Raw genomic sequence first — 13,395 nt, 5'->3', positions numbered from 1 at the left:
ACTAGGTTAAGCGTATGGCAAATTTAAAAGAAATTCGCGCCAAAGTAGCCAGTATTAAAAACACGCAAAAAATTACGCGTGCAATGCAAATGGTGGCTGCTTCTAAAATGCGTCGTGCGCAAGAGCGTATGGCTGTAGGCCGTCCGTATGCCGAAAATATGCACCGTGTTATTGCTCACTTGGTACAAGCGAATCCTGAATACAAACACCGTTATATGGTAGAACGTCCTGTAAAACGCGTTGGTTACATCGTAGTTTCTTCAGATCGTGGTCTAGCAGGTGGTTTGAACATTAACTTGTTCAAAAAAGTTGTTCAGCATGTTCAGCAACAACAAGAGCAATCAATTGAAGTTCAATTTGCTTTAATTGGTCAAAAAGCGGTTTCGTTTTTCAAAAACTACGGCGGTAAAGTGGTTGGGGCAACGACACAACTTGGCGATGCACCAGAACTTGAGCAACTTTCTGGCTCAGTACAAGTCATGCTAGATGCATTTGATAAAGGCGAATTAGATCGCGTTTATCTTGTATCTAACGGTTTTGTAAATGCAATGACACAGAAGCCAAAAGTTGAACAACTTGTTCCTTTGGCTCCGGCAGAAGAAGGTGAAGAGCTCAATCGTGAATATGGTTGGGATTACCTTTATGAACCAGATGCAGAAGTACTGTTAAATGGTTTATTGGTTCGCTATATCGAGTCAAAGGTTTATCAAGGCGTAATTGAAAACATTGCGTGTGAGCAGTCTGCGCGTATGGTTGCAATGAAAGCAGCAACAGACAATGCAGGTCAGCTAATCAAAGACCTACAACTCGTTTATAACAAGCTGCGTCAAGCCGCGATTACTCAGGAAATTTCTGAGATCGTTGGTGGTGCCGCTGCCGTTTAACAATATTGAAATTTGAATTGAGGAGACAGCAATGAGTAGCGGTCATATCATTCAGATCATCGGCGCGGTTATCGACGTCGAGTTTGAACGAAACAGTGTTCCTAAAATCTATGATGCGCTTCATGTTGATGGTACTGAAACTACTTTAGAAGTTCAGCAACAGCTTGGTGATGGCGTAGTTCGTACAATTGCAATGGGTTCTACTGAAGGCCTTAAACGTGGTCTTACTGTAACGAATACGAATGGCCCAATTTCTGTACCAGTAGGTGACGGAACTTTAGGTCGTATTATGGACGTTTTAGGTCGTCCTATCGATGAAGCAGGTCCAGTTGAGGCATCGTCTCACTTACCGATTCACCGTCAAGCACCATCATATGCAGAACAAGCTGCATCAACTGATTTACTAGAAACTGGTATTAAAATCATTGACTTACTTTGCCCATTTGCAAAAGGTGGTAAAGTTGGTTTATTTGGTGGTGCCGGTGTTGGTAAAACTGTAAACATGATGGAGTTAATCAACAACATCGCTAAAGCTCACAGTGGTTTATCTGTGTTTGCTGGCGTTGGTGAGCGTACGCGTGAAGGGAATGACTTCTATCACGAGATGAAAGACTCTAACGTTCTTGACAAAGTAGCGATGGTTTACGGTCAGATGAATGAGCCACCAGGTAACCGTTTACGTGTTGCTTTAACTGGCTTAACAATGGCTGAATACTTCCGTGACGAAAAAGACGAAAATGGTAAAGGCCGTGACGTTCTTTTATTCGTAGATAATATCTACCGTTACACACTAGCGGGAACTGAAGTATCTGCGTTACTTGGTCGTATGCCATCTGCTGTAGGTTATCAACCGACACTTGCAGAAGAAATGGGTGTATTACAAGAGCGTATTACATCGACTAAATCAGGTTCGATTACATCTATTCAAGCAGTATATGTTCCTGCCGATGACTTAACAGATCCATCGCCAGCAACAACATTTGCTCACTTAGATGCAACAGTTGTATTGAGCCGTGATATTGCATCACAAGGTATCTACCCAGCGATCGATCCACTTGACTCAACTTCGCGTCAATTAGACCCATTGGTTGTTGGTCAAGAGCACTATAGCATTGCACGTGAAGTACAAAACATCTTGCAACGTTATAAAGAGCTAAAAGACATTATCGCAATCTTGGGTATGGATGAATTGGCTGAAGAAGATAAATTGGTTGTTTACCGTGCGCGTAAAATCCAACGTTTCTTCTCTCAACCATTCCACGTTGCAGAAGTGTTTACTGGTGCTCCTGGTAAGTTGGTATCGCTTAAAGAAACGATTCGTGGCTTTAAAGGTCTTCTCGCTGGTGAATACGATCATATTCCAGAACAAGCGTTCTATATGGTTGGTGGCATTGACGAAGTGATTGCTAAAGCCGAGAAACTCTAATTTAAGGAGATGATCTCATGGCGACTATGCAATGTGATATTGTAAGTGTAAAAGAGTCAATTTACTCTGGCGCAGTAACAATGCTGATTGCTAAAGGTGCGGGTGGTGAGTTAGGTATTATGCCAAACCATATGCCACTTGTTACTTTACTTCAACCTGGTCCAATCCGAGTAATTTTGGACAATGGTCAAGAAGAAATCGTCTATGTATCTGGCGGTGTTCTAGAAGTACAACCACATGTTGTTACTGTACTTGCAGATACTGCGACACGCGCAGAAAACTTAGATGAAGCGGCAATTTTAGAAGCACGTAAAAATGCAGAACAATTGCTTGCAAATCAAAAGAGTGATCTAGACGCGGCAGCAGCATTAGCATCTCTTTCAGAGATTGCAGGACAGCTTGAAACGATTCGTAAAATTAAAAATCGTGCAATGTAATTGATGATTGATAAGAAGCCACTCACTTGAGTGGCTTTTTTTATTTGGCATATAATGAATGAATACTTAACTTATAACTGAAATCAAATGAACATAAAGACTCAAAAATTTGGTGAGCTAGATATTCTAAAAATAGATAATCATTTTTGTGAAGCGGCTATTTCTTTTCAAGGTGCACAAGTACTTTCTTACCAATTAAAAACACAGAAAGGTATATCTGAAAAATTATGGTTATCTGACTTAAATAAGTATGAGTCTAAGAAAGCAATCCGTGGAGGTATACCTTTATGTTTCCCATGGTTTGGCTCAAGTCCAATAAATAAAAATTATCCATCGCATGGCTTTGCTAGAAATCTTTTATGGGAACTAAAAGAAGTTATTCATAATGAAGACGGGCATCACCTTCGTTTTGAGCTTGTAGACAATGCACAAACAAGAGAAATTTGGCCATTTAAATTTTGTTTAGTTCAAACTATTCATCTTGGACAAAAATTAACGATTGATTTCGAATTAGAAAATAAAGGCGAAGGACAATTTGAGTACTCATTTGCATGGCACAGTTATTTTGCAACTGATATCTTTTCAACGAAAATAGAAGGATTAAAAAATGTAGAATATATTGATCAGTTAAGAAATAACGAATACTACAAACAAGAAGTGACGGACATTTTTGTACAAGAAGAAGTAGATCGTATTTACCCAAAAACCTCAGGAAACTTTAAAATTACATCTACAGCAAATTCTCCAATCTTTATAAAAACGAATGCAGAAAGTGCAGTGGTATGGAATCCATGGATTGAAAAATCGAAACGCCTAAATGATATGCGTGATGATGGATGGAAAGAGTTTATATGCCTAGAGTGTGGTCAAATTGCGCAACCAATTTCCTTGGCACCTAAGGAAAAAAATACATTCACTTTAGAAGTAAATGTATAGTGAATTTATCCACTATACATTTTTGAAATGAGTTATGCGATTGCTTTTTTTATGACGTCAAGTAGTTCGGGATTATCAACAGTCGTATCTGGTGAGAATCGAGCAATGACGTCGCCTTCTTTATTAATAATAAATTTTTCGAAGTTCCATAGGACTTCTGGCTCAGGGTGGATTGAAATATTTGCCTTCTTCAGTTTCTCAGCAAATGCTTCACCACCATGGCGATGAGGTTGGGCATGTGTCAAATAAGTATATAAGGGGTGTTTATCTTCACCTGCAACAGAAATTTTTGAGAAAAGAGGAAAACTAACCTGATAGTTAAGAGAACAAAATTGTTCAATTTCTTCGTCTGAAGCAGGCTCTTGTTCCATAAAGTTATTTGCAGGAAAGCCTAAAATTTCAAATTGATCTGTTTTGTATTGGCTATAAAGTTTTTCTAAGCCTTCGTATTGTGGAGTAAGTCCACATTTAGAGGCAGTATTTACAATGAGTAAAACTTTGCCTTTATACTCTTCTAAGGTGCTTTTTGTTCCTTTAATTGTTTTAACTGGAATATCGTAGATTGAAGTTGTCATGTTTTATCCTATGAATTTATATCTAACATAGATGTTATAACATTTTATATGCGAGAAATGTGGGTTGGTGTTTTCCCCGTATGACGCTTAAAAAACTCAATAAAGCTTGAACAGTGTCTATAACCAAGTTTATAGCTAATTTCCTTAATAGAAGTATTTTGTTTAAGTTGTGAAATTGCGTATAGAATTTTCGCACGATCGCGCCATTCACGAATTGAAATATTCATTTCTTGATGGGTTAGACGAAGTATATGTCTTTCACTTATAGTAAATTCAGATAAAATTTTAGAAGTTGATTCATGTAACCGATTTACTGAAGAAAGCTCAGAGAAAATAGGTGCTAAAATTGAGTGATTTGTTTGAGGTAGGTAGTCATTATAAGTATCTGCAAGAGAAATCTGATCCAAGATAACTTGGAGTAGGTGATGATAATATGAATGTTGTCCTATCTTTTTTAAGCGAATTGCCTCTTTGACTAAAGCATAAAAGAATGGTTGAAGGCTTAATGTCTTAATAGACGGAGCAATTTTATGGCTGATAGATGGGTGAATACGGATACAGACGAAGTGTGTAACTTGATCATCTATAGAGATACAGCAATGCTCAATTTTTGGAGGAATCCATAATCCAAAATACGGGGGAGTTATAAATTTCTGTTCGCCTACCTGTATTTGTAGAATTCCATCAAAACTAAAATTAAAGTCACCCCACAAACAAGCGTGCCAAGATACATGATCTTTTGGAAAAAATACGAACTCTTGTATTTCTATAAGTTCATTTAGTTTCTGCATATCATCTTTAAAGTAGAGAAATTGATAATATTGGCTAAATTGCCATATAAATGTCTTATATTCAATATTTAAACTATTTCAGACATTCAGCAAAATATCTCCATCTTGTATAGTTGGTAGTTTGTATTCATGGAAAAAGAAAAAATATTGCCTTTATGGGCATTTATACTTCCACTGGTTGCTATTATTATTTGGTCATTCAATATCGTTGTTACACGTTATGTGTCTGGTTATATCTCTCCTGTAAGTATAAGTTTTTATCGGTGGTTTATTGCTTTTATTGTATTAACTCCCTTTGTGTTACCGAAATTATGGATAAATAGAAAATCTATTTTTAAAAATTTACCAAAATTAGCCATATTAAGTGCATTTGGTATGGTGATGTATCAGGGAGTCGCATATACAGCAGCACATTATACAACAGCAACAAATATGGGAATAATTAATGCTTTTATTCCAATTTTTACAATTGTTGTTTCTTTCATAATTTTAAAAGAAAGACCAAGTATATATGCGATTGTAGGTAGTATTATTTCTTTGATTGGACTGGTTTACGTAGTATCACAAGGTAATCTAAAAGATTTATTGAGTGCTGGTGCCCATCTAGGCGATATTTTAATGTTATTTGCTGTTTTCTTTTACGCCTTCTATGGTGTTTTTTTAAAAAAATGGCAAATTAAATTACCGATACTGATTAGTTTATATGTCCAAATCTTTCTTGCATTAATTTATCATCTGCCTTTTATTTTTTATTTCGGTCTTGATGAATTAAATCAGCAAAATATATGGAGTATTGTATATGCAGGATTATTTCCTTCTATATTTGCACCTTTATTATGGATGTTAGCTGTGCAATATATTGGTCCGAGTCGATCTAGTATATTTATGAATTTTATTCCAATATTTACAGCTATCATTGCATGGGTTTGGTTGTCGGAAAAATGGACGGCATATCATACAATCGGTGGTGTGATTATTTTATTGGGCGTTGCACTTGCACAACGACAAAAAATAAGACGTTCTATCAATGAAAAGACCGTTAAGAAATAGAAAATAAGTATAAAATTTAGCAATTGATATATTTTTTATTTAACTGTTTTTTTAGATTGATTATCTTATTATGAGATTAATTCTTTGTTTATTTTCGATATATTTGTAAAATAATTCACAAATTATCTATGTAATGATACTTTAGTTTTATATTGAATAGATGTTTAAAGTATTTCTAATAATATTTTTTTTTAGACATAATTCAAATCAATCAAGATTTAACCCTCGGATGTGTATTTCACATCGTTTTCAATGCTCAGTCACCTCTTTTTCGACTGAGCTTTTTTTTAATTTCGAATAAATTTTCCTGTCACTGCATCAATAATTTGACTTGGCTCTGTGCATTTTCCTATCTCACCATTTAAATAATGTACGTTATTAGCAAAGTAGGCTTGTGCTTCTTGCCAATTTTTTGCTGGAGTTTCTCCTGCAGGATTGGCACTGGTTGAAACAATAAAATTATTAAATTGGTTGCAGATCTCACGACATAAGGGGTGTTGAGTGACTCGAACTGCAACAGATAAATGATTGCCTTTAATCCACTCAGGAATAAAATTGTTGGCGGGAAGAAGCCATGTTGTTGCTCGTTCAGATGAGCTTTTTGCGGCCCAACTTTCAATAATACGTTGCTGAATTTCTTGTGAAATATTTTCAAATAAAGGTTCAACTTGTGAAATATGACCGGCGAGTAAAATAACCCCTTTTTCAATTGGTCTTTGCTTTAGTTTTAAAATTTTATAAAAGGCATCTTTATTCATAGGGTCGCATCCTAATCCCCAAACTGCTTCTGTAGGATAAGCAAGAACTTCTCCCATATTTAAAATTTCAGAGGCTTCTAAAGGGGTCTTGACGAACATATTTATTTCACTCATTTTAAACGAGAATATTGTCCCGCATGCTGTATACATAATTCTAACAGCTCAAGCTCCATAAGCTGAGCTGTAATTTCTGCAGTAGATAAAGAAAGGGATGAAGCGATTTGGTCTAAATCCTGTCCTTGCCAAGACAGTTGCTCATATAAATTTTTTAAGTGTACTGGAATAAAGATATCTTCATGAGATGAATGTATTTCTGAAGTTTGAGAGATAGTTCCAAATGAAAAAGAAAGATCTTCAATAATTTGTTGTGGATGAAAAACCAGTGTGGCGCCTTCTCGAATCAGCTCATGACAGCCTTCATATACTTTATCATGAATATTTCCTGGTATGGCAAATACGGTCTTTCCTTGGTTCGCTGCACATTTGGCGGTACCTAAAGAGCCGCTAGGTAAATGTGCTTCAACCACAACAACCCCCAAACTCATTCCACTAACAAGTCTATTTCTTCTTGGAAAATGATGTTGTAGTGGCTTTGTTCCAGGTAGAAACTCGGTAATAATAGTATTTCCCGTTTCTAAAATTTTTTGTCTAAGTTTTTGATGATGTTTGGGATAAGTTTGATCTATACCTGTTGCCATAATAGCAACTGTATTATGGTGACTTATGGCACCTAAGTGTGCTGCTTGGTCAATCCCTTCCGCGAGTCCACTAATGACTGTATACCCTTTTTCTGAAAGATAATAAGCAAAATCATAGCCATTTTTTTCACCGTATTTCGTTGCCTTTCTACTTCCAATGATAGCGATTGATGGTGTATTTAAAAGTTGACTATTTCCTTGACCAAAGAGAATGGGAGGCTTATCAGCATAGTTTTGTAATTGATGAGGATAGGTTGAGTCTGCTGGAGTACAAACAAAATCACAGTACTGAATTGTCTTTTCAATAATTGAATCTAAGTGATGTTGTACTTCTAAATCTGAAAATTGACTTGCTCTTTTAATATGACTTGCATGTATACCAAGCATAGACCATTTGACAATATTTGATGGTAAAAGGGCATAATTTGCACTACCAAAATGTTCTATCAGTTTATAATAGGTAGTTAAGGAATGATTTACCAAGTGCCATAACTTAATTATGGCGACTTGATGTGATGTAATAGGATTAAGCATATAAAACGAAATTATTAATTTTCCACATCGTTTGGTGTAGTAATATTAGAACCAACTTTAACTGGAATAAAGCTTTCTAATACATAAGCATAGCTCAAATGATCAAAAGTTCTAAAAACAATTAATGAACCTGCTTTTTCAGAAGGTAAATTAATGAGCTCATTCGATTTAGGGTCTTTAATCTGATGACCTGGTTGCGAGATATTAAATACTTGACCTGCTTTTAAACCATCAAGTTCACCACGATCTAAAGTAACTACACTATTTTTTGTTGCAGCACCAATAGAACCTAGAACACGAATAATTGAACCACCATTAATTTTTTGTGTGCTTGGATAGAATGTTGATGGTAATCGGATATCTTTCTCTGGAAGTACAACATTGTTTGCACGGACTTCTTGATTGTAGCTTTCTACAATTTCTAAAGTTGCAATATTATTATTAACGCTAGTTGCGAGCGCTCTGGCATTTTGAGTTAACTCATTACCTGCATTGTAGTCATGCCCAGTACTATCTTTAAGGATATATGGCGAAGTCGGTTGGTAAATACCATAGTATTGCCCAGTTTGAATACCATTGCCTTTAACATATACTTTTTGTCCTACCCCTGCCATTAAATGGCTTTCTTCTGCCCCAACTACATATGGAATATCTTTTAGGGTTTCTTGAGGTAAAATGATAGCTCGTTCTAGCCAAACCTGAATGTTTTTAAGTGGAATTACAGGAATAGCTCCATCTAATGGTTGGACGCGAACTTGGGGTTGCAATCGAATTTCACCACGACTTGCTTTACCAGTATGCCTAGAGATAATACCTCTACAACCATCGCCTAAATCTTTGCCTACAAGTGGTGAGTTATTATTATATTTACATAATAGTAAACGATCACCCGGGTAAATTAAATTAGGGTTTTTAATATCACGGTTGTTTGCCCAAATTTTTGGCCAAGCTAATGGTGACTTTAAAAAGACACCTGCAATTCCCCAAAGTGTATCGCCTGATTTAACAATGTAAGTGCTTGGTGCATTATTGTTCAGTTGAAGTGTACTTTTTGCAGTAGCCATTTCTACTGCTCCCATAGAGATACCAATCGTAATTAATGTCTTCAGAGATAAAGACAAAAGTTTTTTTTGTAGCCCCATTGCACTAGAAGTGCGAGTGTAATTTAAATCATCTTTCATTATGTAATGCCTAAAACAGTATGAGTTAGTTACGCTATAATAGCTAAAATATACACTAGTTTGCTATGAAGAAGTGTCTTCATTATGACGCAATAGAATTTTTAGGAGGGCATATGGCCTTATTACCAATTTTAAGCTTTCCAGATCCACGGTTGCGTACCATTGCAAAACCAGTTGAAAAAGTAACAGACGAAATTCGTCAACTGACGCAAGATATGTTCGAAACGATGTATGATGCGCCAGGTATTGGGTTGGCTGCAACACAAATTGATCAGCATATTCAACTTATTGTAATGGATTTGTCAGAAGACAAAAATCAACCGATGGTATTTATTAACCCAAAAATTACACCACTGACAGAAGAAACACAGCAATATGAAGAAGGCTGTCTTTCTGTACCTCAGGTGTACGATAAAGTTGAAAGACCATCGCGCGTCAAAATTGAATATTTAAATCTCGAGGGTGAAACTATTGAAGTTGAGGCAGAGGGGCTTTTAGCTGTTTGTATTCAACATGAAATGGACCATCTCAATGGAAAACTTTTTGTAGATTATCTTTCTCCTCTTAAGCGTAAACGTGCAAGAGACAAAGTTGAAAAAGTGGTTCGTCAACGTGAGAAAGTTGCAGTAAAGCGATAAATGATTATTCATTTTCCAACACTAGAAAGATCTAGTGTTGGAGACAATAAATAAAAAAATAAAGTATTTGTTTAGTAAATATACGGTAATAAATTGTAATTATATTAAGTAATATAACTTTACTATATTGCTGAATCTTATGAAATATCCTTTGCATAAACTCACCCTTGCAATGAGCTGTATTATTTCTTCTATGAGCTTTGCTGATACACCTCAGCCTCAATCAGGTACTGATGTCTTATCAGGATTTAATAAGTTATGGATTTCGGGCGATAGCTTGGCGACAGGAAAAGCAACTGCTGAAGGACAAACAATACTTGATAAAAATTTGAGTATTGTGAGAGATATTGCAAACAATAGAACAAAGCAACAAGAGTTTCAGGCATTTGCTGTAGATTTTCAAAAAGCAGGTTATATGTTAACTGGCGCCTTAGGCCCATTAAAAACAATTGTTCGTGCTGAAGCAAACAGTCAAGCAACCATAGATTATGAAAAAATAACAAGCTTAGATGGTCTAACTGCAACAACGGCAAAAGATAATGGCAGCGGCATTGGAGATAATACCTCTGGACACCTAGGTAAATTATTAGACTTAAGAAATGCAATTGCTAAAAATGCATCATCTAACCCCCCCAAAAAATAAATATAAATATCCGCGCCCATTTATACAAAAATTAAATGGAGAAGATTTAAGTTGGGTTTTAGAAAAACCTTTAGTTGATGTTGGTCGCGCTTCAGCAGGTAGTGAAGGTGGATTTCCAAGTGGACATACCAATGAATCTTATTGGACAGGTTTAACACTTGCATATGTTATCCCACAACAATATAGCGATTTAGTACTTAAAGCAGGGGAAATGGGCTATAACCGTGTCGTTGCAGGTATTCACTCCCCATTGGATGTGATTGGTGGGCGAATGCATGCGACTTATATTGCTATTAATGGACTTGCGAATAACTCCGACTTAAGAAAAGCAGCCTATACACAAGCACAGGCTTTTTTAAGTAGTCAATGTGGTGGCTCAGTAGATGGGTGCTATCAAAATATCGATTTGAATCAACTTTACAATCAATACCAAGTCAATAAAGCACTTTATGATAAATATACTTTTGTAAATGATTTCCCATCACTTGGTAATACGACAGCAACACCTGTTGTACCTAAAAATGCGGAATTACTTATAGAAACACGTTATCCCTACCTAAATGCAGATCAACAGAGAGAAATTTTACTCACAACTTCAAATAAAACAGGTGGTGTGCTCGACAATGGTATGGGCTATGACACGCTTAATTTATATAAAGCAGGTAATGGATATGGTGCATTTAATCAAAAAACAACAATTAATATGGATGCACAACAAGGTGGTTACTCAGCTTCAGATATTTGGCTAAATGATATTAATGGTACAGGCTCTTTAGAAAAATCAGGTACAGGTACGCTTACACTTGCAGGTCATAATAGCTGGACAGGTGGTACAAGTGTACTTTCAGGTAAGTTAGTAGGTAGTAACGGACAGTCATTTGGTCAGGGTCCTGTTACACTAAAAAATGCAAATCTTGAAATGAATACAGCAAATAATGACACGTTAATGAATACGCTCATTTCAGATACGAATAGTCATTTTTATAAAAAGGGTAGTGGAAACCTTACCTATAATGGTGATGGTTCTAACTATAAAGGAACAACACATATTCAAAATGGTGTGCTGAATGTACAAAGTCACTTAAATGGCACAACAGTTGTTGAAAATAACGGTACATTATCAGGTAATGGTCAGCTTCAGAGTCTACAAGTATTACAAGGTGGTACTGTAGATTTAAGCCAAAATACAAATCGTTTAAATGTCATGAACGATCTTGTCATGAATCAAGGCTCAACCTTTAAAGTTATGGCAAACTCAAGTAGTAGCAATGCGAGTGGTATTGATGTTAAGGGAGCAACAAAGCTAAATGGTGGAAATGTTTTACAAGTTGGTATAAATAGTAATTACAATCTACTATCTGAATATACAATCCTTACAGCACAGCAAGGCATAACAGGGAAATTTGACAAAGTATCAAGTGATTATGCCTTTCTTACACCAAAAATTAATTACACCAACAATGCTGTAACATTGCAGCTTTTAAGGAATGATCAAAGTTTTAATAGCGTTGCAGAAAATAATAACCAATACCAAGTTGCAAGTAGCTTAGATCGTTTAGGTTTGGGTAATGCACTTTACAGCCTTGTTGCTAAGCAAACAACAGACCAAGCACGTCAGTCATTTCAAGCACTTTCTGGTGAGGGCTATGCCTCACTTGGTATTAATGCAACACAAGACTTACTTACAAGTGGCGAATCACTTATTTCTCATGAGTACCAAAAGCAGCCATTGGTATGGATGAAGAGCTATGCGAAGAGTATACAAAATAGTGGTAAAGCTGTTGCTGACTCTAAATACAGTAACTATGGTGCCTTAGCTGGTGTGGAAATTCCATTAAGCGATAAAGCTAACCTTGGAGCAACATTAGGACAAGGTCGTGGTACAAGCAAAGTAGCTGCACGAGATTTCACTGCAAAAGATAATAATACTGAAATTGGTTTTTACGGGCGTTATGTTGGAGATTACTCAGGTTCAACAGTTGGCTTAGTGGGTCGTTGGGGAGACGTTTCTGTAAATCGTAATATTAACTTTACCAATATGACAAAACACGCAACGGCAGACTTAGATACACAAAGTATTCAAATCTTTGGAGAGTATTGGAAAAACTTAAATACCCAAGTTCCTTTAACACCTTACATTCGTTTATCTCATGTAATGACACAGATAAATTCTTTTAAAGAGCAGAATGCAGGTATAGCAGGCCTAAGTGGTAATAAGTCTACAATCAATACGACATTCTCTACATTAGGGATGCGTTCAGAATATAAATTACCATTAGAGTCACAAAATTTAGCGGTTCAAGCAGGTTTAGGATGGAGACATGCATTTGGTGATTTAAACTCTAAAGCAAACCTGAGCTTAAATGGATCTCAAAGTTCATATAACGTTGTAGGAACTTCTTTAGCTGAAAATACAGGACTTATTGATTTAGGTATTAAAGCCGATTTAACTCAAAGTCTTGAAATGGGAGTGAACTATAATGGCCAATTCTCAAAAGATATGAATGATAATTCTGGTACATTGAGTTTGAAATATAAGTTTTAATTCAAATTCCAAATAAAAAACCACCAAATTTGGTGGTTTTTTTATTTTTTAAGCATATTTCGTCTACAATTTGTTCTATTGACAAATAAAATAGAAATAAAATGGCTTAGGGGGTTGTGTTTGGAATTGATTGGTCTATAATGCGTATCCATCGGCGGTGATGTTGAAAGAAACTTCTTGATAAACAATAACTTAGTTGATTGGTTTGAGATTTAGTTCTTAGATTGATTGAGGTTAGAGTTTGATGAAGGGGATAAAAAACTTTCAGATTGCAGTTGACTTTCTTTAAAAAGAGAGTA

The 13,395-nt window shown here is 35.9% G+C and carries 13 protein-coding genes; 8 read left to right on the top strand and 5 right to left on the bottom strand.

Annotated elements, in window-relative coordinates; translation table 11 throughout:
* Positions 1-14: 14 nt before the first annotated feature.
* The 4 genes from atpG to OZX61_RS11470 all read left to right on the top strand — a co-directional run bounded on the left by atpG (position 15) and on the right by OZX61_RS11470 (position 3,683).
* Entirely contained in the window at positions 15-884 is an 870-nt protein-coding gene (gene atpG / locus OZX61_RS11485) for a F0F1 ATP synthase subunit gamma (RefSeq protein WP_195771831.1), read from the top strand.
* A 31-nt stretch (positions 885-915) separates the two neighbouring features.
* Complete coding sequence (atpD, locus tag OZX61_RS11480; RefSeq protein ID WP_195771830.1) at positions 916-2,310, top strand: F0F1 ATP synthase subunit beta; 1,395 nt, start codon at positions 916-918, stop codon at positions 2,308-2,310.
* Between the two features lie 17 nt (positions 2,311-2,327).
* Complete coding sequence (locus OZX61_RS11475; protein WP_195771829.1) at positions 2,328-2,747, top strand: F0F1 ATP synthase subunit epsilon; 420 nt, start codon at positions 2,328-2,330, stop codon at positions 2,745-2,747.
* 87 nt (positions 2,748-2,834) lie between these two features.
* Positions 2,835-3,683 (top strand): D-hexose-6-phosphate mutarotase, encoded by an 849-nt coding sequence (locus OZX61_RS11470; protein WP_277094857.1) that lies wholly within the window; start codon positions 2,835-2,837, stop codon positions 3,681-3,683.
* 32 nt (positions 3,684-3,715) lie between these two features.
* Here OZX61_RS11470 and OZX61_RS11465 read toward each other — a convergent pair whose 3' ends face one another.
* Positions 3,716-4,258, bottom strand: a complete 543-nt coding sequence (locus OZX61_RS11465; protein WP_277094856.1) for a glutathione peroxidase — start codon at positions 4,256-4,258, stop codon at positions 3,716-3,718.
* A 44-nt stretch (positions 4,259-4,302) separates the two neighbouring features.
* Positions 4,303-5,049: a helix-turn-helix transcriptional regulator gene (locus OZX61_RS11460; RefSeq protein WP_277094855.1), complete on the bottom strand. Its 747-nt coding sequence runs from the start codon at positions 5,047-5,049 to the stop codon at positions 4,303-4,305.
* Positions 5,050-5,178: 129 nt separating this feature from the next.
* On the opposite strand from OZX61_RS11460, the gene OZX61_RS11455 reads away from it, so the two are divergent.
* Positions 5,179-6,099: a DMT family transporter gene (locus tag OZX61_RS11455; RefSeq protein ID WP_277094852.1), complete on the top strand. Its 921-nt coding sequence runs from the start codon at positions 5,179-5,181 to the stop codon at positions 6,097-6,099.
* Between the two features lie 287 nt (positions 6,100-6,386).
* Here the strand turns inward: OZX61_RS11455 and OZX61_RS11450 are convergent, their stop codons facing one another.
* Genes OZX61_RS11450 through OZX61_RS11440 form a run of 3 tightly spaced genes read right to left on the bottom strand, consistent with a single transcriptional unit; the run spans position 6,387 to position 9,270 of the window.
* A complete protein-coding gene (locus OZX61_RS11450; RefSeq protein WP_277094851.1) occupies positions 6,387-6,956 on the bottom strand; it encodes a Sua5/YciO/YrdC/YwlC family protein in 570 nt (189 codons plus the stop codon).
* An 11-nt stretch (positions 6,957-6,967) separates the two neighbouring features.
* Positions 6,968-8,089, bottom strand: coding sequence for a DNA-processing protein DprA (dprA, locus tag OZX61_RS11445; protein ID WP_195771823.1), 1,122 nt, complete (start codon positions 8,087-8,089; stop codon positions 6,968-6,970).
* Positions 8,090-8,103: 14 nt separating this feature from the next.
* Complete coding sequence (locus tag OZX61_RS11440) at positions 8,104-9,270, bottom strand: LysM peptidoglycan-binding domain-containing protein (protein WP_277094850.1); 1,167 nt, start codon at positions 9,268-9,270, stop codon at positions 8,104-8,106.
* A gap of 113 nt (positions 9,271-9,383) precedes the next feature.
* Here OZX61_RS11440 and def point away from each other — a divergent pair, with 113 nt between their 5' ends.
* From def to OZX61_RS11425, 3 genes are all read left to right on the top strand, one after another.
* Positions 9,384-9,908 carry a peptide deformylase gene (def, locus tag OZX61_RS11435; RefSeq protein ID WP_195771821.1) on the top strand — a complete coding sequence of 175 codons (525 nt, stop codon included), beginning with the start codon at positions 9,384-9,386 and terminating at the stop codon, positions 9,906-9,908.
* Between the two features lie 139 nt (positions 9,909-10,047).
* On the top strand, positions 10,048-10,551 hold the full coding sequence (locus OZX61_RS11430) for a hypothetical protein (protein ID WP_277094849.1): 504 nt from the start codon (positions 10,048-10,050) through the stop codon (positions 10,549-10,551).
* On the top strand, positions 10,508-13,096 hold the full coding sequence (locus tag OZX61_RS11425; RefSeq protein WP_277094848.1) for an autotransporter domain-containing protein: 2,589 nt from the start codon (positions 10,508-10,510) through the stop codon (positions 13,094-13,096). The genes OZX61_RS11430 and OZX61_RS11425 overlap by 44 nt, the downstream gene beginning before the upstream one ends.
* Positions 13,097-13,395 lie beyond the last annotated feature (299 nt).

Origin of the sequence: Acinetobacter sp. ESL0695 (assembly GCF_029392135.1) — a bacterium.
In the GTDB taxonomy this organism is placed as follows: Bacteria; Pseudomonadota; Gammaproteobacteria; order Pseudomonadales; family Moraxellaceae; genus Acinetobacter; species Acinetobacter pollinis.
The sequence above is the reverse complement of the archived record's forward strand: the minus strand, read 5'-3'. Positions and strand labels throughout refer to the sequence as shown.

Excerpts from the sequence above, each read along its gene's own strand:
- atpG (WP_195771831.1), top strand. The coding sequence starts at position 15 with ATGGCAAATTTAAAAGAAATTCGCGCCAAAGTAGCCAGTATTAAAAAC.
- atpD (WP_195771830.1), top strand. The coding sequence starts at position 916 with ATGAGTAGCGGTCATATCATTCAGATCATCGGCGCGGTTATCGACGTC.
- OZX61_RS11475 (WP_195771829.1), top strand. The coding sequence starts at position 2,328 with ATGGCGACTATGCAATGTGATATTGTAAGTGTAAAAGAGTCAATTTAC.
- OZX61_RS11470 (WP_277094857.1), top strand. The coding sequence starts at position 2,835 with ATGAACATAAAGACTCAAAAATTTGGTGAGCTAGATATTCTAAAAATA.
- OZX61_RS11465 (WP_277094856.1), bottom strand. The coding sequence starts at position 4,258 with ATGACAACTTCAATCTACGATATTCCAGTTAAAACAATTAAAGGAACA.
- OZX61_RS11460 (WP_277094855.1), bottom strand. The coding sequence starts at position 5,049 with ATGCAGAAACTAAATGAACTTATAGAAATACAAGAGTTCGTATTTTTT.
- OZX61_RS11455 (WP_277094852.1), top strand. The coding sequence starts at position 5,179 with ATGGAAAAAGAAAAAATATTGCCTTTATGGGCATTTATACTTCCACTG.
- OZX61_RS11450 (WP_277094851.1), bottom strand. The coding sequence starts at position 6,956 with ATGTTCGTCAAGACCCCTTTAGAAGCCTCTGAAATTTTAAATATGGGA.
- dprA (WP_195771823.1), bottom strand. The coding sequence starts at position 8,089 with ATGCTTAATCCTATTACATCACATCAAGTCGCCATAATTAAGTTATGG.
- OZX61_RS11440 (WP_277094850.1), bottom strand. The coding sequence starts at position 9,270 with ATGAAAGATGATTTAAATTACACTCGCACTTCTAGTGCAATGGGGCTA.
- def (WP_195771821.1), top strand. The coding sequence starts at position 9,384 with ATGGCCTTATTACCAATTTTAAGCTTTCCAGATCCACGGTTGCGTACC.
- OZX61_RS11430 (WP_277094849.1), top strand. The coding sequence starts at position 10,048 with ATGAAATATCCTTTGCATAAACTCACCCTTGCAATGAGCTGTATTATT.
- OZX61_RS11425 (WP_277094848.1), top strand. The coding sequence starts at position 10,508 with ATGCAATTGCTAAAAATGCATCATCTAACCCCCCCAAAAAATAAATAT.